This window comes from Halomonas chromatireducens, assembly GCF_001545155.1.
In the GTDB taxonomy this organism is placed as follows: domain Bacteria; phylum Pseudomonadota; class Gammaproteobacteria; order Pseudomonadales; family Halomonadaceae; genus Halomonas; species Halomonas chromatireducens.
The window spans coordinates 2556561-2582213 of the sequence record NZ_CP014226.1; the positions used below are offsets into that span (position 1 = coordinate 2556561).

Annotated in this window: 22 protein-coding genes; 7 read left to right on the forward strand and 15 right to left on the reverse strand. The window is 61.5% G+C overall.

Features of this window, described 5'->3' with window-relative positions; genetic code table 11:
- Window positions 1–82 precede the first annotated feature (82 nt).
- From LOKO_RS11880 to LOKO_RS11895, 4 genes are all read left to right on the forward strand, one after another.
- The gene (locus LOKO_RS11880; protein WP_335339185.1) at window positions 83–715 is read left to right on the forward strand and encodes a phasin family protein; all 633 of its coding nucleotides are present in this window, start codon (window positions 83–85) and stop codon (window positions 713–715) included.
- A gap of 164 nt (window positions 716–879) precedes the next feature.
- Window positions 880–1758, forward strand: a complete 879-nt coding sequence (locus LOKO_RS11885) for an alpha/beta fold hydrolase (RefSeq protein ID WP_158509943.1) — start codon at window positions 880–882, stop codon at window positions 1756–1758.
- Between the two features lie 143 nt (window positions 1759–1901).
- Window positions 1902–2156: a type II toxin-antitoxin system Phd/YefM family antitoxin gene (locus LOKO_RS11890; protein WP_066449434.1), complete on the forward strand. Its 255-nt coding sequence runs from the start codon at window positions 1902–1904 to the stop codon at window positions 2154–2156.
- Window positions 2153–2407, forward strand: a complete 255-nt coding sequence (locus LOKO_RS11895; protein WP_066449437.1) for a Txe/YoeB family addiction module toxin — start codon at window positions 2153–2155, stop codon at window positions 2405–2407. Before LOKO_RS11890 ends, LOKO_RS11895 begins: the two co-directional genes overlap by 4 nt.
- Before the next feature lie 14 nt (window positions 2408–2421).
- Here LOKO_RS11895 and LOKO_RS11900 read toward each other — a convergent pair whose 3' ends face one another.
- The 7 genes from LOKO_RS11900 to katG all read right to left on the reverse strand — a co-directional run bounded on the left by LOKO_RS11900 (window position 2422) and on the right by katG (window position 13642).
- Window positions 2422–2772 (reverse strand): hypothetical protein, encoded by a 351-nt coding sequence (locus tag LOKO_RS11900; RefSeq protein ID WP_066449439.1) that lies wholly within the window; start codon window positions 2770–2772, stop codon window positions 2422–2424.
- Window positions 2773–2781: 9 nt separating this feature from the next.
- Window positions 2782–3165 carry a lysozyme inhibitor LprI family protein gene (locus LOKO_RS11905; protein ID WP_201025317.1) on the reverse strand — a complete coding sequence of 128 codons (384 nt, stop codon included), beginning with the start codon at window positions 3163–3165 and terminating at the stop codon, window positions 2782–2784.
- Between the two features lie 44 nt (window positions 3166–3209).
- The gene (locus LOKO_RS11910) at window positions 3210–4697 is read right to left on the reverse strand and encodes a restriction endonuclease subunit S (protein WP_066449443.1); all 1488 of its coding nucleotides are present in this window, start codon (window positions 4695–4697) and stop codon (window positions 3210–3212) included.
- Window positions 4694–6337, reverse strand: a complete 1644-nt coding sequence (locus LOKO_RS11915; RefSeq protein ID WP_066449447.1) for a class I SAM-dependent DNA methyltransferase — start codon at window positions 6335–6337, stop codon at window positions 4694–4696. The genes LOKO_RS11910 and LOKO_RS11915 overlap by 4 nt, the downstream gene beginning before the upstream one ends.
- Window positions 6334–7494: a Fic family protein gene (locus tag LOKO_RS11920; RefSeq protein ID WP_066449449.1), complete on the reverse strand. Its 1161-nt coding sequence runs from the start codon at window positions 7492–7494 to the stop codon at window positions 6334–6336. The genes LOKO_RS11915 and LOKO_RS11920 overlap by 4 nt, the downstream gene beginning before the upstream one ends.
- A gap of 201 nt (window positions 7495–7695) precedes the next feature.
- Complete coding sequence (gene hsdR / locus LOKO_RS11925) at window positions 7696–11211, reverse strand: type I restriction-modification system endonuclease (protein ID WP_066449451.1); 3516 nt, start codon at window positions 11209–11211, stop codon at window positions 7696–7698.
- A gap of 208 nt (window positions 11212–11419) precedes the next feature.
- Window positions 11420–13642, reverse strand: coding sequence for a catalase/peroxidase HPI (gene katG / locus LOKO_RS11930; RefSeq protein ID WP_201025318.1), 2223 nt, complete (start codon window positions 13640–13642; stop codon window positions 11420–11422).
- A gap of 324 nt (window positions 13643–13966) precedes the next feature.
- On the opposite strand from katG, the gene argE reads away from it, so the two are divergent.
- Window positions 13967–15127 carry an acetylornithine deacetylase gene (gene argE, locus LOKO_RS11935; RefSeq protein WP_066449457.1) on the forward strand — a complete coding sequence of 387 codons (1161 nt, stop codon included), beginning with the start codon at window positions 13967–13969 and terminating at the stop codon, window positions 15125–15127.
- 165 nt (window positions 15128–15292) lie between these two features.
- Complete coding sequence (locus LOKO_RS11940; protein WP_066449460.1) at window positions 15293–15700, forward strand: YbbN family protein; 408 nt, start codon at window positions 15293–15295, stop codon at window positions 15698–15700.
- Here LOKO_RS11940 and LOKO_RS11945 read toward each other — a convergent pair.
- The 8 genes from LOKO_RS11945 to LOKO_RS11980 form a co-directional block, all read right to left on the reverse strand.
- Complete coding sequence (locus LOKO_RS11945) at window positions 15697–16605, reverse strand: SMP-30/gluconolactonase/LRE family protein (protein WP_066449463.1); 909 nt, start codon at window positions 16603–16605, stop codon at window positions 15697–15699. The two genes, LOKO_RS11940 and LOKO_RS11945, sit on opposite strands and share 4 nt — an antisense overlap.
- 43 nt (window positions 16606–16648) lie before the next feature.
- The gene (locus tag LOKO_RS11950; RefSeq protein ID WP_066449465.1) at window positions 16649–17536 is read right to left on the reverse strand and encodes an aldose 1-epimerase; all 888 of its coding nucleotides are present in this window, start codon (window positions 17534–17536) and stop codon (window positions 16649–16651) included.
- Window position 17537: 1 nt separating this feature from the next.
- On the reverse strand, window positions 17538–18701 hold the full coding sequence (locus LOKO_RS11955) for a Gfo/Idh/MocA family protein (protein WP_066449467.1): 1164 nt from the start codon (window positions 18699–18701) through the stop codon (window positions 17538–17540).
- Between the two features lie 13 nt (window positions 18702–18714).
- Window positions 18715–19770: a sugar phosphate isomerase/epimerase family protein gene (locus LOKO_RS11960; protein WP_066449470.1), complete on the reverse strand. Its 1056-nt coding sequence runs from the start codon at window positions 19768–19770 to the stop codon at window positions 18715–18717.
- Window positions 19771–19842: 72 nt separating this feature from the next.
- Entirely contained in the window at window positions 19843–20796 is a 954-nt protein-coding gene (locus LOKO_RS11965) for an ABC transporter substrate-binding protein (protein ID WP_066449473.1), read from the reverse strand.
- A gap of 77 nt (window positions 20797–20873) precedes the next feature.
- Window positions 20874–21875 carry an ABC transporter permease gene (locus LOKO_RS11970; protein WP_235588856.1) on the reverse strand — a complete coding sequence of 334 codons (1002 nt, stop codon included), beginning with the start codon at window positions 21873–21875 and terminating at the stop codon, window positions 20874–20876.
- Complete coding sequence (locus LOKO_RS11975; protein WP_066449479.1) at window positions 21868–23397, reverse strand: sugar ABC transporter ATP-binding protein; 1530 nt, start codon at window positions 23395–23397, stop codon at window positions 21868–21870. Before LOKO_RS11975 ends, LOKO_RS11970 begins: the two co-directional genes overlap by 8 nt.
- Entirely contained in the window at window positions 23397–24167 is a 771-nt protein-coding gene (locus LOKO_RS11980) for an SDR family NAD(P)-dependent oxidoreductase (RefSeq protein WP_066449482.1), read from the reverse strand. Before LOKO_RS11980 ends, LOKO_RS11975 begins: the two co-directional genes overlap by 1 nt.
- Before the next feature lie 355 nt (window positions 24168–24522).
- Between LOKO_RS11980 and LOKO_RS11985 the strand changes: the two genes are divergently transcribed.
- Window positions 24523–25653: an ROK family protein gene (locus tag LOKO_RS11985; protein ID WP_235588857.1), complete on the forward strand. Its 1131-nt coding sequence runs from the start codon at window positions 24523–24525 to the stop codon at window positions 25651–25653.

The following is a 25653-nucleotide window of genomic DNA, read 5'->3' on the forward strand; positions in this document are numbered from 1 at the left end:
AAGGCCGGCTCGGTGCGTCTTCGTGCTGCCACCACCATACCTTGAAACCAGCGCGATGAGGGGTCAGCAGCAAACGCCTTGCATGGTAATCGGCTATATTTTTCGGCTTCTTCGTCGTTGGTTGTGGAATTCGTCCCATGAGCTGGACCAGGGTGGGGCGCCATCCTCGGACGATTCAGTGGGGCGTCATTCCCGGGCTATGTTGCACTGCACAAAAATTCCTGTTATTGTGCAATGCAGCAGAACGGAAATCTCCCGTTCCATCGCATTCAGAACCCCGGAGGTTCTCATCATGACCAACGCATTCGCATTCGACGCCAAGCAATTCGACACCGCCCAGCTTGAGTCCATTTTCTTCGCTCCGGCGCGCGCCTTCGCCGCCCTCTCCGTCGACTTCACCGAAAAGCTGATCAATACCCAGCTTGAGGCCACCAAAGCCTATGCCGACATCAACCTGACGCAGCTGCGCAGCCTGACAGAGGTCAAGGACGCCGAAGGCCTGAAGAGCTATCTGGAAGGCCAGCAGCAGGTGGTCCAGGACCTGACTGAGCGCCTGAAGGGCGATGCCGAGAAGGTAGTGACCCTGCAGCAGGAATTCGCTCAGGAAAGCCAGAAGTTGACCGAAAGCAGCATCGAGCAGGCCAAGGAAAGCGCCAAAGAGACTTCCGAGACCGCCACCAAGGCCGTCAAGGAAGCCACTCCCAAGGCCAAGTAAGCCTTTGCCCCCGCCGGGGGCCACGATGACGCCACATCCCAGGCCGCCGATCCATGATCGGCGGCCTGTTTTCGATCAGGGGGGTAGCAGATCGCAAGTTTCGCGAAACGACGCGGCTGGCTCGGCTATGCTGGATGAGTCAAGTAAAACCTACGGGAGGCGTCATGAGGGGATTTACATTGCACGGCGTGCGTTACCTGGGCCTGGTGCTGCTGTTGGCGCTTGCCAGTCCGGCGCTGGCAGACGAAGTCAACTGGCCGCGGATGGTCGATTCGGCAGACGGCGTACCGATTGCCTACGAGGTGCAGGGACGCGGCGAACCGACGCTCGTCTTCATTCATGGCTGGAGCTGCGACGGGCGGTACTGGCGCGGGCAGCTGCCGTACTTCTCTCAGACGCATCGCGTCGTAACGATCGACCTCGCAGGGCACGGTCATTCTGGCCTGGGGCGTGAGTCCTACACCATGCCGGCCTTCGGCGAGGACGTGAAGGCGGTGCTGGATGACCTGGAAGTGGAGCAGGCGATCCTTATCGGACACTCCATGGGCGGGCCGGTCAGCGTGGAAGCGGCACGCCTGATGCCGGAGCGCGTGATCGGGATCGTTGGCGTCGACACTTTCCATCATGTCGCACCGCAAATGACCCAGTCCGATCTCGAGGACATGCTATCGCCCATGCAACAAGATTTTACCGGCGCCGCTCGCCATTTCGTGGCATCAATGTTTCTCGAGAGCACCGATCCCGAGCTGCGCGACTGGGTCGTGCATGACATGACAGCCGCTGTACCAGAAGTGGCCCTCAGTGCATTCCAGGACATGGGAACACGCCACATCGACGGGGAAGCGGCGCAGCACTTCGCGGAGCTGACGGTACCGGTAGTCGCCATCAATGCCGACATGTGGCCGACCGACGTCGAAGCCAACCGGCAGCTCCTGCCCGAGTTCGATGCCGTTATCATGGAAGATACCGACCACTTCCTGCACATGGCCAGGCCGGAGGCCTTCAACCGTGAGCTGGAGCGGATGATCGGCACGCCGCCATGACAGCCGAGGGTGGCAGGCAAGATCTGGCGCCTGGAACTGAATTGCTGGAAAGGTCTGAACTGGACGGCAGGCAGAATGGCATTGCGCCACCCCTAACAGGTACAATATCCTGTACGTACCGATTCATGTACAGGAGAAAGCGAGTGGAAGCCATCAGCTACACCGCCGCCCGCACCCATCTGGCCAAGACCATGCAACAGGTCTGCGAGGACCATGCGCCGGTGATCATCACTCGCAGCAGAGCCGACTCCGTGGTGATGATGTCGCTGGAGGACTACGAAGCCCTTCAGGAAACCGCTTACCTGCTGCGCTCGCCAAAGAACGCCCGCCGCCTGCTCGAATCCATCGCCCAACTGGAAGATGACAAGGGTCAGGAGCGGGAGCTCATCGAGGAATGAAGCTGACATTCTCCGAGCACGCCTGGGAGGAGTATCTCTACTGGCAGAAGACCGACAAGAAGGTGCTCCGCAGAATCAATCAGCTCATCAAGGAGATCCAGCGCACCCCCTTCGAGGGCATCGGCAAGCCGGAACCGTTGAAACACGGCCTGGCAGGCTACTGGTCTCGCAGAATCAACGACGAGCACCGTATCGTTTACAAGGTCACGGAGGATGCGCTGTTGATTGCACAGCTGCGCTATCACTACTGACCCGCGAGACGACCTCAGAGTGCTTCATCGTCCAAGATGGGCCCAGCCAGCGTATCGATCATCACGCTGTGGCACTCCACCTCGAACCACTCATCGAAGCGTTTCAGGGTGCGCTTCGGCCAAAGCGAAGGATCGGCGTACCATGCCTCCAGCTCCGACTCGAACAGGTTGCGCCAATTGGCCTTGAGCCATCGCCTTACCTCCTCGGGCGATTCGGAGACCTCATCGCTCACCAGGTAGACGATGCGGTCGCGGTTGACCTCTTCCGCAGTGACTGGGCTGCCACCCGGCGAGGGATCGGCATCGTTGATCCACTGCACGGCTGGGGCCTTGTGGCGAAGTAATAGAGCTGATCGATTCAACATGGTTTTCCCTCACCAACCCCGGAGATTTTCGAGCTCTTGTGCTCGCTCTGCGGTCTCGCGCAACACACACTCATTCGAGGCGACCATCGCCAGTGTCCCGCCAGCGGTAGCATAGAACTGGCAGTTGGCATCCCGATACTGAATCCACAGACGCTGGGCTGCGAGAAGCTCCTGACGGCGCTCTTCCGCAATTTCGCTACGCAGCTTCTGATAGGCACCATTCAGGCGAGCGTCCTGCGTCCTGATTTCCTCGCTGATGCAGTTCATCATATTGATGGTGACCCCGCCCGATTCCGCCATGCAACTGCCATAGCGCCCGGTGTAGAGTTCGTCTGCCTGAGCCATCGAGACAGCTCCCAGGCACAAGGCCGCTGCGATAGAACGTTTCATCATGACCTCCCTCCCCCTCAATGCGACAGTTTTTCCGGAGATGGCATTTAGCCTGCCGTTTCCGCTGTTTTCTTCTTGCGCGACTTGCTCGCCGGATTCTGCTTGGCCTTCTCCACCTTGATCCGTTCAAGCAACGCCTCTGCGGAGTTCTCGCCGCTTATCAACTCGGGGTTCTCTGCGCGCCACTCGGCGGTCAGCTCGCCACGGAAGGCCTTGGCGAGGATGGACTGGGTCAATTTGTCGACGCGGGCCTGGGCGTTCTTGACCTGCTGTTCGACCTGGTCGGCGAAGGCGAAGAGTTGGTCGACGCGGCGGACGATTTCGGCTTGCTCCTCAAGCGGGGGCAGGGGAAAAGGTAGTTCCTGCACCTTCTTCTTATTTAGCGCCATTTGGTTGTTACCACCACCAACCATTCTAGTTTCTTCGTACTTCTCACATAGGTAATAATACAAAAACTCGGACACACAAAAACCCTCAGGGACCTCAAGTGCAGCTGTGTTCTGATTATGGCATGCTTCAATATTTAGAATTGCGGGCTGCCCTCGAGTTTTCCCTTGACCTATCATAGCCAACATAACAGTCCCTTTAGGATGCAGCTCTGTGGAAGCTGAACGAAGGCCTTCCTGGGTAATATTCTCCTTGGTATCACAAATTCGACAAAAAGCCACCTCTGCGCTACTAACCCAAGGAATATTACCATTCCAAAAGCCAGGCTCCGATCGGCTAGGTGTTGCACCGACATAAACAGAGAAAACATATCCAAGCTGTGTCTTTACCCAACAATCGGGCAGCGTACCACCACCTTCACCAGGAGGTGAAAGCTTTGGCCTTTTGAACCGCCTCCCCTCAGAGCATAATTTTTCTTCCCAATAAGAGTAAATTTCATCAAGCGACTGCCTCTTTACATGAGGCATAGCGGATCGCCAGTCACTTGTCAGCCTCCCACTTACCGCCGCCACCAGCACGGACTGCCGAAAACGCTTGAGGATGACGGGAATGCCATCCAGTCTGGCTTTAAGGTTATTGACCTGAGCCAGCAACTCATCCAGCTTATCGGCGATTGCTTTCTGCTCCTCCCTCGGCGCCAATACAAGTGGAGCGGTTTTACCATCTTTGGTGCCAAGGCGAGGCATATTGACACCGTAGCCCACTTCATTGACATACGATAAGAAATTAGACGACTTCAACCAGTAGAAGAGATAACGGTTATCCAGATGCGGGCGTGCATCAAGCGGAACAATTTCGGTGGTACAAACTCCATCCCGCTCAGCCATCACGACCTTGTCAAGATAGGGACGCAGCTTACCGTAGAGCACATCACCTTTCCTGAAGCGGTTCTTGGTGCTCTTGAACTGACGCTGGCTGAAACTCAAGCGCCGTATAATTTTCGAGGAAGACTTCTCTATATCCTCAAGTTCAAGCACCCAGGTATCATTATCAACCTGCTCACGGGTCGCCTTTTCCGCCTTGCCATATTCCACAATCTGACCAAGCGTGGTTTCTACCCACCCCTTCGGCAATACCCGCTCGCTCATGCCTTCACCTCGTCGCTACCGGCAGCATCCGCAAGCCCCAGCGCTTCAGCCAGCATTTTCTTCTGGGCGGCGGCTTCGTCCTGGCTGCCGAGGGCGGCCATCAGGCCGTCGAGTTCGCGTAGGGCTTCGGTCAGCTCGCTCATGGCCTCGGCGGCGAGCACGTCGGGTTCGGGCAGGTTCTCGGCGGCAAGACTGTCGGCGTCCTTGAGCCAGGTGATATCCAGCGAATCGCCCTTGGTGTCGCGGATCCACTCGCGGCTGAAGCGGCGCCAGCGGGAGGTCTGCAGCTTGTCGTCTACTCCTGCATTGGCGTCATCGGCAGCAGCGGCACGGTCGGTTTCGATCTGCTCGGCACCGAAGCTCCAGTCGCCCTCCTCCCGGGCGGCAAGCTGCTCGGCCAGTTCGTCGCTGCTCACGGGGTTGTAGCACTGCTCGAAGGGCTTGAGGTGCGCCTCGGTGAAGGGAGTGCGCTTGCCGAAGCTCGGCATGTTGGTGCGCAGGTCGTAGACCCAGAGGCTGTCGGTGCAGCCTTCGTCTTGGTGCGGGTTCTCTACGGTGCCGCGGGTAAAGAAGAGCACGTTGGTTTTCACGCCCTGGGCGTAGAAGATACCGGTAGGTAGGCGCAGCAGTGTGTGAAGGTGACACTTCTCCATCAGGTCGCGGCGAATCTCGGTGCCCACACCGGCCTCGAACAGTACGTTGTCGGGCAGTACCACGGCGCCGCGGCCGCCCGGCTTGAGCCCGCGGTAGATATGCTGCAGGAAGGCGAGCTGCTTGTTGCTGGTGCGGAAGGTAAGATCGTCTCGGGTGATGCTTGCCTCACCGCCCTTGGCGGTGCCGAAGGGGGGATTGGCCAGTATCACGTCGGCTCGGGGCAGTGCCTTGCCGGCCTCGCCCAGGGCGTTGCCCAGATGCACCACGCCCTCATCGTCTCCCTCCATGCCGTGCAGCAGGCAGTTCATCAACGCCAGGCGGCGGGTGCCGGGCACCAGCTCGATGCCGACGAAGGCCTTGAGCTTCTGGAAGGCCTGGGCCTTGGCGTCGAGATCAAAGTGCTCGTCGGTCTGCTGCTTGATATAGGCATCGGCGGCGATCAGAAAGCCCGCCGTTCCCGCGGCGGGGTCCTGGATCACCTCACCGGGCCTGGGGCGAATGCAGCACACCATGGCATTGATCAGGGCGCGAGGCGTGAAGTACTGGCCGGCGCCGGACTTGGTCTCGTTGGCATTCTTTTCCAGCAGCCCTTCGTAGAGGTCTCCCAGGCCATCCCGCTGGGCGCTGAACCAGTCGATGCCGTCCAGGTCGCGGATCAACTGCTCCAGGTGGCGCGGCTCGCGCATGCGGGTCTGAGCGTCTGTGTAAATGGCAGCGATCAGTCGGTCTTCACTCTTCGAGAGATCGAGCAGCATCTGCCTGTAGTAGTTGAGCAGTTCCAGCCCTGAGCGCTCCGTGAGCTCCGGCCAGCGCGCCCACTTCGGCAGCGCATGGGCGTTGAGCAGTCCGGCCTGGGTGTTCTCATACTCCATCTTGATGAACAGCAGCAGCACCAGCTCAGTGACGTAGTCGGAGTAGTTGATGCCGTCGTCACGCAGTACGTCGCAGAGGTTCCACAGCTTCTGGACGATGTCGTTCTGAGTCATGAGGGGTCCTGATTGAGAATGTCGATATAGGAACGGTAGGCGTAGATTCGATTACGCTTCTGCCCCGTAAGCTCGTTGACGATCCCGAACTCCTTTTCCAAGGCGGTGAGCAGCTTGCCGACCGTCGCGGGTGTCAGGCGGGTACGCCGACATAGATGACTGATGTTGGCGATGGGCTGCTGGAATAACGCATCCAGCAAGAGGCCTGCCGAGCCCGCCTGGCGACCAAGCCCTGCCAGGCGGGCCTTGTCCTGTTCACGCAGTTGGTTGAGCTGCTGGGCAGTGACCACTGCCTGAGTGGCCGTATGAGCAACGGCATCCACGAAGAAAAGCAGCCAGGCCTCCCAGTCGCCGGTTACCCGTACCTGTTGTAGCCGCTCGTAGTAGGTCTGCCGATGCTGCTTGAAGAAAACCGAGAGATAAAGCAGCGGCTCCTTGAGAATGCCTGACTCTACCAGGATCAACGGAATCAGCAGGCGCCCCAGGCGCCCGTTGCCATCCATGAAGGGGTGGATGGTCTCGAACTGCACATGGGTCAGGGCGGCCTTTATCAGCGGGTCTGTCGCCTCCGGAATGTCGTTGATGAAGCGCTCGAGCGCCGCCCAGCATTCAGCGAGATGTTGAGGCGGCGGCGGAACGAAAACTGCCTCATCGGGCCGATGCCCCCCCAGCCACACCTGGTTGCTACGGAACACGCCCGGCCCCCGGTGTATACCGCGCCCCGAGGTCATGAGTGCGGTATGCATCTCCATGACCAGTCGATGGCTGATGGGAAATCCCTCACGGATGCGCTGCACCCCGAGCGTCAGCGCATTCACGTAGCAGGAGACTTCCTGGACATCATCCATGGGCACGCCCGGCATGCCCTCCATCTCGTAGAGCATCAGGTCGCTGAGAGAGGACTGGGTGCCCTCGATCTGCGATGACATGACCGCTTCCTTGCGCACATAGCTGTAGAGGAACAGCGAGGCTTCAGGCAACAGGGTGCTGATGGCATCGAGGCGCCCAAGGGAGAGCATGGCAAGGTTGATGCGCTGCTGTAGCTTGCCATCCAGCGTCAGGGGCGGCTGGGGTGGAAGCGGATCGGGCAGGAACGCCTGGCAGCGCACCCCACCAGCAATGCTGTCTACATAGTGGCCTGTCAGCCCGCGATCCATGGATTCACCTGGGGTTCGATTAAAATAAGGATGCGGCTTATTTTAATTTGTAGCTGAAAATAAAATAAGGCCCTGCGCTATTTTACTTTCGCACTCTCCTTGCCTGCCGATATGTCGACGCCATCGACACGTTCCGGGAACATGTCGAAAAAAACGCATTTCGTAAACATGTCACGGCAACATGTCGACGCCACGAACACGTCAGCTCGCTTCCCAGAGGGCGTCGTTGAGAGCATCGAGCACTTCATCGAGGTGGTGGCCCAGCACGGCGTCGAGCTGCTTCAGGCCGCCATGATCGGAAAAACGCTGGTTGATGAAGGTCCGGTCGAGCACCACCTCATGAGTGAGCTGTCTGGCCAGGCGGTCGAGCCACTTGCGCTGGCTGGGGGTCCAGAAGTGCAAGGCATAGATGCGCTGCATGGCCTCGCGCACCCGCTGCTCGAAGGGAATCAACGCCTCGCCCAGGGCGGCACGGCGAATGTGGCCAACGATGCTGGCGGCGATCTCCTGGTTGGTCGCATTGCGCCATGCGCTTTCGAGGGCGGCTTCACTATAGCCGGCACCGTCCAGCAGCAGGCGCACCTCCTTGAGGGTTTCGCGAGTCAGGTCGCGGGGGCGGTTGACCACGACACTCAGCGCCACGGATTCATTCAACTGGTTCTTGATGAAATCATCAAAGCTCTCCAGATAGTCGGCTGGCTTCTCGTGTACGCCGTAGCTCTGGCTTCGCTCGAGCAGTTCATCCTTGCCCTCGTAGACCAAGGGCATGCGCTCGCTGCCGATCAGATTCTTCACTTCGACCACCTGGGCCAGCAGCCCGGCATGCTGGCGCAGGAAGTCGGCAGCAGGCCCCGGGCCGAGCTCATGCAGGTGCCGATGGAGCTTCTGCGGCGCCACGCCCCAGCTCTCTTCGAGCTGCCCCAAGAGCTGGCGCACGTCATCACGGCTCTCGGCACGCTTGCCGGCCTTGCGCATCACCCGCATCAGCTTCTGGCTGAACTGATCGAGCAGATCATCGGCGTGGCTGTGCCCTTCCCGCTCACCGGGCACATCCAAGGCACGCTCCAGCTGCTTAGGCTCGGTGAGCTCGTCGTAAAGCTGCTCCAGTGTGATACCGGGATCCTTTACCAGCGGCTGCATGGTGTTGACGGCTGAAAGCGCGGCGTAGATATCCACTGGGTCGTAGATGAAAAACACGGTCTTGCCGATCTCGTCGCAGCGGCGCGTGGCGCGGCCAATCATCTGCTCGTAGAGGATGCGCGACCTCACCCGGCGCAGGAACACCAGATGACAAATGGGGGGCACGTCTATTCCGGTCGTGAGCAGATCCACGGTAATGGCAATGTTCGGGTACTTATCGTTCTTGTAGCGGCGAATCAGCTCATCCACCTTGTCGGCCTTGCCGGTGATCTTGGCCACCGCCGCCTGCTTGTAGGCGTCTCCGTACTTGGCGTGAAACGCTTCGTCCAGCAGTCGCTTGACCATGTCGGCATGCAGGTCAGTAGCGCAGAAGATCAGCGATTTCTCTTCGCCGAAGGGGTCGAGCTCCTCGGCTAGCTGCGCGCAGATGACTTTGTTGAAGCCTGGGGTGATCACACGACGGTTGAAGGTTTCTACCTCGAAATCGAGCTCGTCCTCGAGTTCGGCACTTTCCACCTCGCCGGTGCGAGCGTCGATGACGCTTACCGCTTCGCCCTTGGCAAAGTGGATGCCGTGGCGACTGAGCAGCGTCTCGTAGCGGATGGGTGGCTCGTGGTCGATCAGCCAGTCGTCCGCCACCGCCTCCCGATAGGAGTAGGTGAATACCGGGCGTCCAAATATCTCACTGGTATGCTTCGCCGGGGTCGCGGTGAGCCCGATACGCACGGCATCGAAGTGCTCCAGGACTTGTCTGTATCGCGAGAGGTACTGTCCGGCGTCGCGGGTGGCCAGCTCGCCCTCGGTCATCTCCTGATCCAGGGTATAGCCGCGGTGAGCCTCGTCAACAATGATGCAGTCGTAAGTGTCCACTGGAGGCGGATCATCGGCCATGAAGAGTCGGCGTGACATGGCCTGCACGGTAGCCACTTGGACACGAGTCTCGGCCTCGGCGGCCATATCACCAAGCGTGGCAACGTTGTAGATCTGTGAGAGTGTGTGGTTCTGCTCCAGCGGCGCCTCGTCGAAGGCGTCCTGCGCCTGCTTGCCCAGAGCATTGCGATCCACCAGGAAAAGCACTCGGCGAAAGCGCTCGGTCTTCAGAAAACGATAAATCAGCCCGATAATGGTGCGAGTCTTCCCAGTCCCGGTGGCCATGGCCAGCAGGGCTCGCTGCGCACCCTCCTGCAAAGCCCCTTCCACCGCGTGGATGGCACGTTCCTGGTAATCACGCAGGCGTAGGTAGCCGAAGCCCTCTTCGCGCAAACGCTGCTCTGCCTGGGCGCGACTTCGCTTAAGACGGTCAAGCAGGCCCTCGGGACTGTGAAAGTGCGGCAGCGCCCGCGCCAAGTTGCCGGGCTCACGCACGTCACGAAACCAGATGCCGGATTTCTCGGCGAGCTGCGGCAAGTAAGGCCGACCGTTGCAGGAAAAGACAAAGGGCACGTAAAAGTGGCCGTCCCCCTCATCGGGCCATGCAATGGTGCGCCCTTCCCTCTCCCAAGCCGGCTCAAACCTACCCTTCGGCGTGAAAGCCCCCGTGAAACCACGCGAATAGCGCTCGGCTTGACCAAGCTTGCCCGCCACATCGACGTTCTGCCGCTTGGCCTCCACCACGCCGATGGGGACAAGGCCGTTGAACAGTACGTAATCGGCGCGCTGCCCATTCGGTAATTCCCACTCGGCAACGGCCAGGTAACGATTCGCTTCGGGACGCACTCCCTTTTTCCAGGAAAGCTCTTGAGTGTCTGCCTCCCAACCAGCCTCCCGAAGCTGCTGGTCGATCAGTAGGCGAGTGAGTTCCTCATCAAGACCAAGTTGGGCGTTGAGCGCCCGGTCGGCCTGACCAATACGACGTCGCATCGACTTGGGCGGCTCGCTCTCGGCTCCCTCACGTGCCTGATCAGCCAGGCGCCGCTGAAACTCCTGCTCGCGGCTCTCGAGTTCGGCCTGCTGGGCCCGCGACTGCTCGGCCAGAGCTCGAGCCTCCTGATCCATTGCATCGGCCAGCTCGGCGTATTCCCTTTTCTCACGAGCTTCAAGCTCGGCCAACTTGCTCTGGGCCTCGGCCTGTTCCGTGGCACTGATCAACTCACCGCGCAGGCGCTCCATTTCGGCCTGGAGCTCTCGTAACTGCGCGCTGGGATCTGCTGGCGGCGTGAATGCGCCGGGCTTGAAATCGGGGTCCGCAAAAGCGCGGTGGAACCATACCGCCAGGCTGCGGGCGACCTTGAGCCCCTGGATCGCCTCGCGGTGCTGGGTGCGAAACTGGTGAGTCGCCTTGTTACCCTCGATACGCAGGGTGTGGAACAGCTCGCGAACGGTAGGGTCGAGTCCGAGAGCCCCATCGATTCGATAGAGCAGGTCACGCTGGCTCGCGCGCTCCTCCATCTCGATTCCAAGACGAACAGCGATGTCCTGCGCCATGGCCTCACCGAGTTGGCGAAGCTTGATCAGGGTGGTATTGGGATCATGACTGAAAGCGCGTTCAGCACTCGAGGCGAGCTCGAGGAAGACCGGATCGTGCCCGGCCAGGAAGGTAAAATTGCCGCCATTGCTGCGGTCGGACTGTCCCTGCATGCATATCCCCGATCCCGTGCCAGGGGCTGCTCTACCGGCAGCTTGTTACTGGCTGTTTACCTAGACTGCCATCAAATCGACTTAGGGACCAGTAAGCCGGCGCTCCCAGCACAGCCTGATCGAGATTGGACTTACTGCGGCAGGCACCCGATAGACGCAAAAGCGCCCCGTTGCCGGGGCGCCTCTGTCACCTCTCATTCGTCCACGATCAGGTCAGATCAAAGCGGTCTGCGTTCATTACCTTGTCCCAGGCGGCGACGAAGTCCTTGACGAACTTATCCTTGGCGTCGTCCTGGGCGTAGATCTCGGAAATGGCCCGAAGCTGGGAATTGGAGCCGAATACCAGGTCGACCCGGGTGGCGGTCCACGTCAACTCGCCGCTCCTGCGATCCCGCCCCTCGAACACGTCGGCATCCACCGAGGTGGGCTGCCACTGCGTGTTCATGTCGACCACATTGACGAAGAAGTCATTGGTCAGGATACCCGGACGGGCGGTGAACACGCCGTGACGTGCGTTGCCGTAGTTGGCATCCAGCACACGCATGCCGCCGACCAGTACGCTCATCTCCGGCGCGCTGAGCCCCAGCAGCTGCGCCTTGTCGACCAGCATCTCCTCGTCGGAGACGGTGAAGCGAGTGCGACGATAGTTGCGGAAGCCATCGGCTTCAGGACGCAGCCACTCGAAGGACTCGACGTCGGTCTGCTCTTCGCTGGCGTCGGTGCGCCCCGGCGAGAACGGCACTTCGATAGTGTGGCCGGCATCCTTTGCTGCTTTCTCGATGGCAGCACAGCCACCCAGCACGATCAGGTCGGCAAGCGAGACCCGCTTGTCGGACTGGCTTGCAGCGAAGTCGCCCTTTATGCGCTCCAGCGTCTTCAATACCTTGGCCAGCTGCTCGGGTTGGTTGGCCTCCCAATCCTTCTGCGGTGCAAGGCGGATACGCGCGCCGTTGGCCCCACCACGCATATCAGAACCGCGGAAAGTGGAAGCCGACGACCAGGCGGTATACACCAGCTCAGCAACGGAGAGCCCGGAGCCGAGGATCTTGCCCTTCAGGTCGGCGATGTCCTGGGCATTGATCAGCTCATGCTCGACGGCGGGCACCGGGTCCTGCCAGATCAGATCCTCCGCCGGCACTTCCGGGCCGAGATAGCGTGACTTCGGTCCCATGTCGCGGTGGGTCAGCTTGAACCAGGCGCGGGCAAAGGCATCGGCGAACTCTGCCGGATTCTTGTGGAAGTGCTCGGAAATCTTGCGGTATTCGGGATCCTCTCGCATCGCCATGTCGGCGGTGGACATCATGATCGGTACGCGCCGGGAGGCGTCTTCGGCATCTGGCGCCATGTCCTTCTCGGCCAGGCCCTTCGGCTGCCACTGCTGAGCACCGGCCGGGCTCTTGGTCAGCTCCCACTCATAGCCGAACAGCACGTCGAAATAGCTCATGTCCCACTTGGTGGGTGTCGGCGTCCAGGCTCCCTCCAGGCCACTGGTAATGGCATCGTGGCCCTTGCCGCTCCTGTAGCTGCTCTTCCAGCCGAAGCCCATCTCCTCGATCGGCGCGGCTTCCGGCTCGGCCCCCACATTGGCGGGATCACCGGCACCGTGCGCCTTGCCGAAGGTATGGCCGCCGGCGGTTAATGCCACCGTCTCGTAGTCGTTCATGGCCATGCGCGCGAAGGTATCGCGGATGTCCCTGGCCGACGCCAACGGATCCGGCTTGCCGTCCGGGCCTTCCGGGTTCACGTAGATCAGGCCCATCTGCACTGCGGCCAGCGGGTTTTCGAGTTCACGCTCACCGCTGTAGCGGCTGTTGGCCTTGTCACTGGTAGCCAGCCACTCCTCTTCGGCACCCCAGTAGATGTCCTCTTCCGGCTGGTAGATGTCTTCGCGGCCACCGGCAAAGCCAAAGGTCTTGAAGCCCATGGATTCCAGGGCGACATTGCCGGTAAGGATATAGAGATCGGCCCAGGAGAGCTTGTTGCCGTACTTCTGCTTGATCGGCCACAGCAGCCGGCGCGCCTTGTCCAGGTTACCGTTGTCCGGCCAGCTGTTGATCGGGGCAAAGCGCTGGGAGCCGGTACCGGCGCCACCACGGCCGTCCCCCACGCGGTAAGTTCCGGCGCTGTGCCAGGCCATGCGAATGAAGAAGGGGCCATAGTGCCCGTAGTCGGCCGGCCACCACTCCTGGGAGTCGGTCATCAAGGCCTCGAGATCCTGCTTCACCGCGGCGAGGTCGAGCTGCTCGAACGCATCGGCATAGTTGAAATCCACGCCCAATGGGTTTGATTTCGACGAGTGCTGGTGAAGAATGTTCAGGTTCAGCTGATTGGGCCACCAGTCATGGATCGACTTGCCAGAGTCCCCCTGCTTCGTGCGAGCTCCGTGCATAACGGGGCACTTGCCCCCGGTGCTATCTACTTTCTGATCCATATTGCTCTCCGCGTATCGCAACGTCTTTTAGGGCTACAGTCTCGCTGTAAAATCCATCGCTCCATGACGGTCTGCGAGGCAGGTACTTTGCCTTTCCTTAATGTAAGGATAGGTATAACAGCTTTATCAGATGGTACGGAATTGGATTTTCACCAACCGAACAATAGTCATTTTCAATGACATCATGAAATTAAATAGTTTTTGAGAGGAGCCTCCTGATTGGCTCGGAAGAGTAGACATCATTGGCACCCAGCCACGAGCGTTAGCCTGTCCGCTAATCGCGAGCGTGGTAGGCTAACGGTAATACAAGGAGAGGAGAGCCTCATGACAGCGGCCGAGCTGCTCGAACGCCTGGTGGGCTTTGCCACCGTTTCCCGCGAATCCAATCTCGACTTGATCGGTTTCGTTGAAACCTATCTCGACGAATACGGTATCGAGCACTGGCGGATCGTTAACGATGACGGCAGCAAGGCAAACCTGCTGGCGCGCATCGGTCCGGCAGTGGAAGGCGGTGTGGTGCTATCGGGGCATACCGACGTGGTGCCGGTGGACGGGCAACCGTGGTCTACCGATCCGTTCGAACTGGTCGACAAGGGGGACGGCCGGCTCTACGGACGTGGCACCTGCGACATGAAGGGGTTCATTGCCTGCGCACTGGCCGAGGTACCGAACTGGGTACGGCAGGACCTCACGAAGCCGATCTACCTGGCCTTCTCCTATGACGAGGAGGTCGGTTGTATTGGCGCCCCGCGCATGATCGAACGCCTGATGGCCGACCACCCACGCCCCTCAGCGGTAATCGTCGGCGAGCCGACCCTGATGCAGCCGGTGGTAGCCCACAAGGGAGCCACCAACCTGCGCACCACCGTGACCGGCCGTGCCTCTCACTCCAGCCAGGTCAACCAGGGTGTCTCGGCAATCCATGTGGCTGCCCGGCTGGTGACGAAGATAGAGGACGTGATGGCCGAGCTGCGTGCAGAGGGGCGCGTGGACGAGGCCTTCAACGTCGTACACTCCAGCCTGCACGTGGGCAAAATCGCTGGCGGCACCGCAATCAACATCATGGCCCGCGAATGTACCTTCGAGTGGGAAATCCGCCACCTGCCGCAGGACCGCTTCGAGGAACTGGTCGGGCGCGTGAACGACTACGCCGCCGAGCTAGAAGCCGAAATGCAGGCCAGGGCTCCCGAGACGCGCATTGTCACAGAGGCGCTCAACGTCACGGTGCCGGCGCTGGCCGACGACAACAACGCCGAGGTACTCGCCCTGTGCTGCGAACTGCTCGGGGAACGGCCCAGCGGCGCCGTGGCCTACGCCACCGAGGCTGGTCAGTTCCAGCGCGTGGGACTGCCTACCGTGATCTGCGGTCCCGGCAGCATCGCCCAGGCCCACCAGCCCGACGAGTATATCGAAAGCGAACAACTCGAAGCAGGCAGCGAGTTCATGTGGGCGTTGGGCAGGCAACTGCAGGCCCAGCGGATCTGAGCGTGAGCGATCCCGCTAGACATGATGGATTTCAAGTCTCACTTGCTTCCAAGAGCCACCACTATGCCAAAGAGCAAGCACAAGCGTCACAGGCCAACAGCCTCCTCACGGAAACCGCCCTCCCGCGTCGGGAAGGCACCAAGACGCTTTCGCCCTCGACGCATAGTGCGTGGCATCCTGATCGCTCTGGCCATCCTTGCCGTACCGGTGACCTGGCTCGTTCTCGAGGAGCGAGAAGCCCGCGCGCTGGCCGACCTGAGCGTGATCGGTAGCGGCTCACCGGTAGCGGTGCAGGTCTTTGATCGAGGCTGCCCGGAGTGCCGCCGCCTACGCGATAACGCCGAGCAGGCACTGAGCAATACCGAGCGACCACCGGCCTGGCGCATCGTGGATATCAACACGACACAGGGACGTCGATTCGCCGGTGAGCAACTGGTCGACCACGTCACCATCGTGCTGTTCAACAGGCACGGGGAGCGTACGGAGGTGATACGGGGCGTCGCCAGCGTCGAGGAGCTGGAGACCGCCTTCAGCGACCTGGGCAGGAACGCAAGAGCTCGCCGGGTACGCTAGGCTCCGAAGCTGGGCTCGGCAAGCCCCGTGACCTCAGTCTTCATCTGCAACAGGCTGCCTGCCAGGGGCCAGCGCGCCTTGCCCTCGGCATCCAGGTGCTGGGTGGCAGTGGTGATGTAGAGCGTACGCAGGTCAGGCCCGCCGAAGGTCACCATGGTGGGATGCGGACAAGGTACCTCATGCTCCGCCAGCAGTTCGCCTTCGGGCGAGAAGCGCACGATGCGACCGCCGCCGTAGAGCGCACTCCAGTAGCACCCGTCGCTGTCCACTGCCGCACCATCGGGCACACCGGGCAACCCCAGCGCCTCCAGGTCGACCCAAGTCTCTCCCTCCCCCAGCGTGCCGGTGTCGACATCGAAGGGGTAGCGCAGGATTCGCCGAGTCAGCGAGTCGGTATGGTAGAGCCAGCGCCGGTCGGGGCTGAAGGCGAGCCCGTTGGATATGCCGATACCCGTCAGTCGCCGCGTCAGTTCACCTCGCTCGAGGCAGTAGAGCGCCGCAGTGGGGCTCACCTCATCGACATCTATGGTGCCTACCCACAGGCGTCCTGCGGCATCGCAGCGGCCGTCATTGAAGCGGTTGCCCCGTCCTGCCTGCCCCCCTTTTGCCGGACCTTTCTTCCACTCGGGATTGTCGGCCAGTCGCTGGGGCTCGCCATCCTCGGCCAGGCGCAGGATGCCCGACGTGGCGGCAGCCACCAGCCCCGAGTCGGCAATCGCCACGCAGCCCACTTTATCGTCAAGCTCGGTGCGAGTCGGTGCAGCCTCATCCTGGGGTCGCCAAGCGTAGACATGGCCGTTGTTGATGTCGACCCAGTAGAGGGTCTGGCGTGCCACCGACCACACCGGGCTCTCGCCCAGGCTCATGTCGAGCTCCACCGCTACCGTCATCGCGTTATCCTGCATGCCGTCATCCCTTGTGTGATTTGCGGTATCATCGACCGAGCCATCATCGAGTCGCTTCAGACAGCCAGAAGCGCCACTGCTGCCTCAGGCTCTGGCCTCGCTGCAGCTCCACCAACCCCTGGGCCGTGGGGTCTGGGAAGTGATGGGCATCGACGTCGTGACTTACCGGCTCGAAGCAGAAGAAGTCGGCGTTCTCCCCCGGCGAGAAGAGGAGGTAGCGCGACAGGTTGGGCAGCGTAGTGACGTCGAGGGCTATGCCGCGCTCGGGCCAGCTGAGCAGCGCTTGCCCGTTCCAGCCGGTAAAGAGGTTGTCGATCCGGCCTGCGGGGAGCGAAGCTGCCACGGCGAAATTCCAGGAATCGTCCGCCTCCATGCGGCGCCAGCGCGTCGGCAACTGCTCGGCATCGACCTCCCAGACGCCGTCGACCGGCGCCTCGAGGCGCACGTCGGCGCTACGTGGAAACCAGGGATGCAAGCCCAGGCCATAAGGGGCGGGGATATCACCAAGATGAGTCAGCATCAGTTCAACCGTCAGGCTTCCCTCCTCCAGGCGATACATGAGTACCGCACGATAGTCGAAGGGAGGCTGCCAGGACGAGCAAAGGCCTAGTCTCAGCTCTGTCTGTCCCTGGTGCTCGACTTGCCAGGCCTGCTGCCAGCCATCACCGTGGATCGGCAACGGCTCCCCCGCCAGGTTGGCTACGAGTGAATAGTGTCGCCCCCGCCAGTCGAAGCCACCGTCGGAGATACGATTGGACCAGGGCAGCAGCGGGTAGAGGCCCATCTTGTTGGGGTCATCGTCTGTCTCGCTCCCGGGGCGGAACAGCGGCAATGGGCCGGCCGCTGTCAGGGCGTCGAAACGCACCACGCACCCTCCCAGCTCAGGCGCCACTACCAGCCGCAGTTGGCCATTGTCGAGCCGAATGGCCATCCTAGAAGTCCATCCAGGCACCCCCTGCCGAGGAAGACTCCAGCGCACGGGTGATGAACACCAGCCCGTCGACACCGTCGGCCACCCCCGGAGTACCGGTTGCCAGCGCCTCCGGTTCCCGACCGCTCGCGCGCGCCCGAATCTGCTCGGCGAAGTCACTGTAGAGCTGTGCGAACGCCTCCAGGTAGCCCTCGGGATGCCCCGGTGGAATGCGTGCCGCGCCCAGCGCCGCGGCCCCCAGATCGGGACCGTTTCGGGTCAGTGTTCGAGGCGGCTCGCCCAGCGGCGAATGCACCAGCCGATTGGGCTCCTCCTGGCACCACTCAAGCCCCCCGCGACTGCCGTAGACGCGCAGCCGCAGACCGTTCTCATTGCCCGGGGAGACTTGGCTCGACCACAGCATGCCGCGGGCGCCGCCCTTGAAGCGCAGCATCATGTGGACGTTATCGTCCAGCGCGCGCCCCTCCACGAAGGTGTGCAGATCCGCGGCCAGGGCCTGGGGTTCCAGCCCGGTGACGAAGCGCACCAGATTATAGGCATGGGTTCCGATATCCCCCAGACACCCGGCCGGGCCGCTGCGCTTGGGATCCGTTCGCCACTCGGCCTGCTTGACGCCGCTATCCTCCAGGGGCGTGGAGAGCCAGTCCTGGGGATACTCGACCTGAATCACGCGCAGCTCGCCCAGCTCGCCATTGGCCACCATCTCACGAGCCTGGCGCACCAGCGAGTAGCCGGTGTAATTGTGCGTCAGGCCAAAGAACCGACCGCTGCGTTCGACCAGTTCCGACAGCGCCCGGGCTTCCTCCAGGGTCGTGGTCATCGGCTTGTCACAGATGACGTGTATCCCTGCCTCTAGAAAGGTCTTGGCCACCTCGAAATGCAAGTGATTGGGCGTGACGATGGCCACGACATCGATGCCATCGTCACGCTGGCTTTCCGCCTCGGCCATGGCGCGGTAGTCCGGATAGGCGCGATCCGGCGCCACGTGCAGTTCCGCTGCAGAGGCGCGGCTGCGATCGGCATCGGAGGCGAAGGCACCGGCGACCAGCTCGTAGTGGTCATCGAGCCTTGCCGCCATGCGGTGTACGCCGCCAATGAAGGCGCCCTGGCCGCCACCGACCATGCCCAGGCGCAGCCGGCGGGACGTATCCTGTTGTTGGCTCATGTCGTTGTATCCTTCAGTCGAGGCCCAGCAGGCGGCGGTTGGTCGCCTCATCGACGCCGGCGTCAGCGAAGTCGTCGAAGGCCCGCTCGGTTACCTGGATGATATGGTCGCGAATGAAGGTGGCTCCTTCGCGGGCGCCGACCTCCGGATGCTTGAGGCAACACTCCCACTCCAGCACCGCCCAGCCGTGGTAGTCGTTGGCGGCCATCCACGAGAACATCGACTTGAAGTCGACCTGGCCGTCGCCCAGCGAGCGGAAGCGCCCGGCGCGCTCGGTCCAGGACTGGTAGCCGGAGTAGACGCCCTGCTTGGGGCTGGGATTGAACTCGGCGTCCTTGACGTGAAACATCTGGATGTGGTCGCGGTAGACATCCAGGAAGCCCAGGTAGTCGAGCTGCTGCAGGATCAGGTGGCTGGGATCGTAGAGAATATGGCAGCGCGGGTGATGGCCGACCCGCTCGAGAAACATCTCGAAGGTAACACCGTCGTGCAGGTCCTCGCCGGGATGGATCTCGTAGCAGAGGTTGACCCCGGCCTCGTCGAAGGCGTCGAGGATCGGCCGCCATCGCTTGGCCAGCTCGTCGAAGGCGGCGTCGATCAGCCCCGCCGGGCGCTGGGGCCACGGATAGACATAGGGCCAGGCCAGCGCGCCGGAGAAGGTGCCGTGATCCGTCAGGCCCAGGTTCTTCGAGGCCCTGGCGGCCAGCATCAGCTGCTCCACCGCCCACGCCTGGCGGGCCTTGGGGTTGCCTCTCACCTCGGGTACGGCGAAGCCGTCGAACATCTCGTCGTAGGCGGGGTGCACGGCCACCAGCTGGCCCTGGAGGTGGGTCGAGAGTTCGGTCAGTGCCAGGCCGTGCTCGGCCAGGGTGCCCTTGATCTCATCGCAGTAGGTCTGGCTCTCGGCGGCGCGTTTCAGATCGATCAGGCGCGCGTCCCAGCTGGGAATCTGCACGCCTTCGTAGCCTACCCCCGCCGCCCAGCGGGCGATGCTGTCCAGGCTATTGAAGGGGGCGTCGTCACCGGCAAACTGAGCGAGGAAGATCGCCGGCCCTTTGATGGTTTGCATAGTGGGCTCTCCGATGGGTTCTCGGGCAGATAGACGCGGGCGAGCGCTGCGGCGCCCGCCCGCTGGGATCGATCAGAACGGTGAATCGGGGAAGTAGTACTGCTCGGCGTTCTCCTGGGTGATCAGCGGGGAGCCGAGGATGTACTGCCCGGTCACCGGGCCGTTGGAGGTGAAGTGCTGGACGGTGAGGTCCATGGCGGTGGCGATCATCGCCGGCGGATAGAGCACGTCCACCGGCACCAGCTCGTCGCCCTCCATGACGCGCTTGATGATGTCCTTCATGCCGGCCCCGCCGACGATGAACAGCTCGTCCTCGCGCTCGGCCTGACGCACCGCCTCGATCACCCCGAGGGCGATATCGTCATCCTGGGCCCACACCGCATCAATGCGGTCGAAGCGAGCCAGGTAGTCCTGCATCACCTCGAAGCCATCGTCGCGGTTCCAGTTGGCGTGCTGCATGTCGAGGATATTGATCTCGGAGCCTTCGATGGCTTCCTGGAAGCCTTGCACGCGTTCGTCGTCGATCACCGTGGGAATCCCGCGCAGCACCACGATATCGCCCTGGCCGTCGAGCCGGTCACGAATGTACTCGCCGGAGACGCGGCCCATCTCGTGGTTGTTGCCGGCAACGTAGAGGTCTTCGATGCCCTCCTGCTCGAGGCCGCGGTCGACCACGGTGACGAACACCCCGGCATCCTTGACCCGCCGCACCGGGTCGGTCAGCGGCCCGGACTCGAAGGGCAGCACCACCAGCGCATCGATATTGCGCTGCGAGACCAGATCCTCCAGGTCGTTGGCCTGTTCGCCCGGATTGCTGGCGGTGGAGATGGTAATGGCAATGTTGGGATGTGCCGCCTCCAGGCGCTGCTTGGCCTGTTCGGCGTGGAAGTTCACCCCACCGGTCCAGCCGTGGGTGGCAGCCGGTATCGACACCCCGATGGTGTAGTCCGCGGCGATGGCGACGGTCGGTGTTGCCATCACGGCAGCGGTGGCTAACGCAGCGAATGTTGTCTTTATGGTTCGCATGGTGACGCTCCTTTCCTACCTTGGTTGTTATTGGTTAGTGCTTGACGCGTTATTGGTTAATGCATGTGTAGACCTGTTCAGGTCCCCGTCTTCCTCCACGAAGCGCGCTGCAGGTACACCGCGACGATAATGATGATCCCCTGCACCGTGCCGTTGAGATAATTGGAAATGGCATCCGTCAGATTGAGAATGTTGCCGATCATGGTGAGCATGATCGCTCCCACCACCGTTCCCCAGATGCGTCCATGGCCGCCCTTGAGCATGGTGCCGCCGATGATCACCGCGGCAATCGCCTCGAGTTCCCAGAGCACCCCGGTGGCCCCCGACGCCGAGCCCAACCGCGGCACGTAGATGATGGTCGCCAGCGCCACGCATACGCCTTGCAGCATGTAGGTCATGGTCTTGATGCGATCGACATGGATGGCGCTGTACTCGGCCACCTTCTCGTTGGAGCCGATGGCGAAGCAGTAGCGGCCGAAACGGGTATGGTTGAGCAGGATATAGCCGGCCACCGCCACCAGCAGGAACACCAGTACCGGAATCGGGATGCCCATCAGGTGGCCGTAATAGACCGGCCGGTAGATGTCGCGCACGCCCCAGTCCAGCGACAGGGTGCCGCCGTCGGCGAGGTAGGTCACCAGCGAGCGATAGATGCCCATGGTGCCGAGGGTGACGATAAAGGCCTCGATCTTGCCCTTGGTGGTCACCATCCCGTTGATGAAGCCGGCGCACAGGCCCAGGATCAGCGAGGCCCCCACGCCCAGCAGCACGGTGGTGAGGCCGGGGCCGAACTGCTCCACCAGGCTGTTCATCAGGATGATCATCACCCCGGCGATGAAGGCCGCCATCGACCCCACCGAGAGATCGAGCCCCCCGGCGGTAATGACGAAGGTGGCACCGATCGCGATGATGCCGATGAAGGCACTGCGCGTCAGCATGTTCGAGAGATTATCCAACCCCAGAAAGGCGGGATTGATCAGGGCGCCCAGCAATGCGAGCGCGATCAGCGCCACGAAGGGGCCCCACGTCTTCAGGTCCAGGGGGATGCTTCCCCGCTTGATCGGTTTGCTATCAGGCACGACGATGCTCATCCACCCCTACCCCCTTGATTCCGGATGCGTACTGCATGATTTCCTGCTCGTTGATCTGCTCGCCCTCGAGGATGCCGGTGAGGACACCGGCACACATCACTGCCACACGATGCGACAGGCCGATCAGCTCACCCATCTCCGAGGAGATGAGAATGACGGAGCGACCGGCATCGGTGAGTTCGCGGATGAAGTGATAGATCTGGTGCTTGGTCCCGACATCGATGCCCCGCGTCGGCTCGTTGATGATGACGATCTCGGGGTCAACGGACATGACCTTGGCCAGCAGCAGCTTCTGCTGGTTGCCACCGGACAGTTCCGCTGCCGTAAGCGCCTGGGTGCGCAGACGGATATCGAAGCGGCTCGTCGCCTCCTCGAAGGCCTGGGCTTCCTGCTTGCGGTCGATCAGCGGATGACAGTAGGCACGCAGGTTGAGCAGGGTCAGATTGGGGCGTAGCCCCATGTTGAGCACCAGCCCCTTGGCCTTGCGATCCTCCGTGAGATAGGCAATGCGGTGTCGCACCGCGTCGCGCAGGTGGCGCAGCGTCACCGGTTCGCCGTGTCGTAGAACCTGCCCCGCACTGCGCGGACGCAATCCCAGCAGTGATTCGATCAGCGCCGTGCGCCCCGCACCCACGACGCCGCCGAAGCCGAGCACTTCGCCTTTGCGCAAGGCAAAGCTGGCCCAGTGCACCGCACCGGGCACGACGATGTCGCGAGCTTCGAAAACGTAGGGAGCATCGTCGGGAACAGGGGTGCGAGCCGGGTACATCTCGGTGATTTCACGGCCCACCATGAGCCGGGCCAGCTCCTCCTTGCTACGCCTTTTCATGGGTCCAGAGTCGATCAACCGGCCGTCGCGCAGCACCGTGACCCGGTCTGCAATCTGCTCGATTTCGCGGAGCTTGTGAGAGATATAGAGAATCGCCACCCCGCGCTTGCGGAGGCGAGACACTAGGGCAAACAACACCTGCACCTCATGCTCGGTCAAGGTGGCGGTGGGCTCGTCCATGATCAACACGCGCACGTCGCGTGTTACCGCCTTGGCGATCTCCACCATCTGCTGGTCCGAGGTACTGAGGTCCTTGACCCGTGCAGTGGGCTCGACCTTCGTCTCGAGTTCCGCCAGCGCTTTACGGCAGTGGCTACGCATCGCCTTGCGATTCAGGAAAGGACCGCGCCGAATCTCTCGCCCGAGGAAGATGTTCTCCTCGACCGTCAAAAGCTCCGCCAACGCCAGCTCCTGGTGGATCATTACCACGCCATCGGCCTCCGCCTCCCCGCTGGAGCGGTAACGCCTCGGCTCGCCTGACATCTCGACCTCGCCAGATGTCGGAGACAGATAGCCGGCAAGGATACGCACCAGCGTCGACTTGCCGGCGCCGTTCTCACCCAGCAGCGCATGGACCTCACCCGTCCGCAGCATCAGATCAACATCGAACAGCACCTGATTGCCGCCGAAGGAACGAGAAATCTGCCGCCCCTCGAGCAGCACCTCGTTATCTGTATCCATCAGCCCCACCCCGCATCGACCGGAAATTCCTGGCCCGTCAGCTGAGCGCTATCATCCGCTGCCAGGAACAGTACCGTTGGTGCCACATGCTCCGGCGCAAGGCGCACTTTCAGGCTCTGATGCTCCAGAATGCGCAACTCATCCTCGGGGCTGATCCACTTGTCGAGCTGCCGCCGGGTCAGGATGCAGCCTGGCACCACCGTGTTGACACGAATGTCCTTCTCGCCGAGGTCACGTGCCAGGCTGCGTGTCAGACCGTGAACGGCCGCCTTGGCCGTGACGTAGGCGGCAAGACCACCCAATGCAAGGCGTACACTGATCGAGCCGAAATTGATGATCGAACCACCGCCAGCCACCGCCATCTGATCGGCGACCGCCTGAGTAGAGAAGAACATGGGGCGCAGGTTGAGCGACATTCGCTCATCCCAATACTCGACGCTGACATCGCGCCAGTCATGGCGATCATCGTTGGCGGCGTTATTCACCAGCGTGCGGATGGGACCCAGCGTCTCGCCTACCTCATGAATCACTGTCTGAAGTGCAGCAATATCGCGGATGTCACAGTGGCGATAGAGGAGTGCCCTGCCCGTTTCCGCTTCGAGTTCGTGACACAGCCTCTGGCTGGCCTCATCATCGATATCGACGAAGGCAACCCGAGCGCCCTGGCGATGAAAAGCGCGGGTCAAGGCGGCACCAATCCCGCCACCGCCTCCGGTCACGAAGACGACGCGCCCATCAAGGCTGGGATAGCGGGCAGTAGGGAGTAGCATGGAGGTCACCTTTTATTGTTATTCAGAGCACAAGGCACGTGATCTGCATTTACTTTAGGCGATAAAATAAAGATCTGCACATGCCACTTAAGTCGTATTTTAACGCCTTTTTTAATGGGTCTCCCTGACATTCATCGACGTGCACAAGGCCAGAACAGGTGTGAAAGAGGCAAAGTGCGGCGGCAAGACGGTGACTTCAGGGCTGCGACGTTGATATACTTTTTCTATTAAATTAAACAGACCGGCAGCCTTCATGGCCACTCAGATTATTGAAACTACCAGGCAGGACAATACGTTAGCCGTTATCCACTCGTTGCGGACGAAGGGGCCTATGGCTCGGGTGGATCTGGGTCCAATGAACGGTATCAGCTCGGCAACCGTCACCTCGGTTACCGCGGAATTGCTGGGCCAGGGACTGATCAGCGAACTGCCTCCCGAGACGATCCGCAGCGGCGGCAGGGGGCGACCCAAGACCCTGATCCAGCTCAACCCCGATGCTGCCTTCGTCATTTGCGTGAAGGTGTCGATCAACGAGATTCAGATCGTGGTGGGGGACTTCACCGGCCAGATACGCCACAGCATGCACCACCCTCTCACGACACTGACCCTGACCCTTGACGAGTTGTGCGCAGTTCTGGAAGAGAAGATCGAAGCGATACGGGCGGATGTTTGTCATACCTTCCAACATCTTGCAGGTATTTGCCTGGCCGTACAGGGGGTGGTATCTCCCAATAGTGGACTCATCATCTGGTCGCCGGCCCTGGGCTTTCGCAATGCCCCCATCTCGGAGCGCCTCGCCACCGCATTTGGCTGCCCGGTGCTGCTCGAGAACGACGCCAACTGCATCGCCAGGGCACTGACCAGCCACCCGGAATATGCCGCCTATCCCAATCTGATCGTCATCATGCTGGGCTATGGGATCGGCATGTCCGTGCTCATCGACGGCAAGCCCTTTCTGGGTACCAACGGCTCGGCAGCCGAGTTCGGCCACACCAAGTATGAACCCGGCGGGGCACTTTGTGCCTGCGGCCGGCGCGGCTGTATCGAGGCCTATGCCAGTGACTACGCCCTGTATCGTGAAGCCCGCGCCATGCTGACCTTGCCACCCGGCGATAGCGCCCACCCATCGGACGCACAGATGCAGGCGCTGAATCAGTTGGCGATAGCGGGTGACCCTGTCGCCAGCCAGATCTACAGCAAGGCAGGCCGCGCACTGGGGTATGGGATTGCCAACGTTCTCGCCCTGTTCAACCCCGACCTGGTCTTGATCACCGGATCCGGGGTGCGTGGCTTCGAGGCCATGCGTCCATCAATGGAAGAGGCTATCGACGAAGCCCTGGTCGAGGAGCTCATCGGCCCGAGCCGCCTGATCGCGAGTCCCTGGGACCGGGACATGACCTTCCTCGGCGGCATTGCCATGACCCTACATGCCACCGACCTGCAGACCTTGGCCAGCTGTAGCAGTTGCGGCAGCGGAGATAGCTGA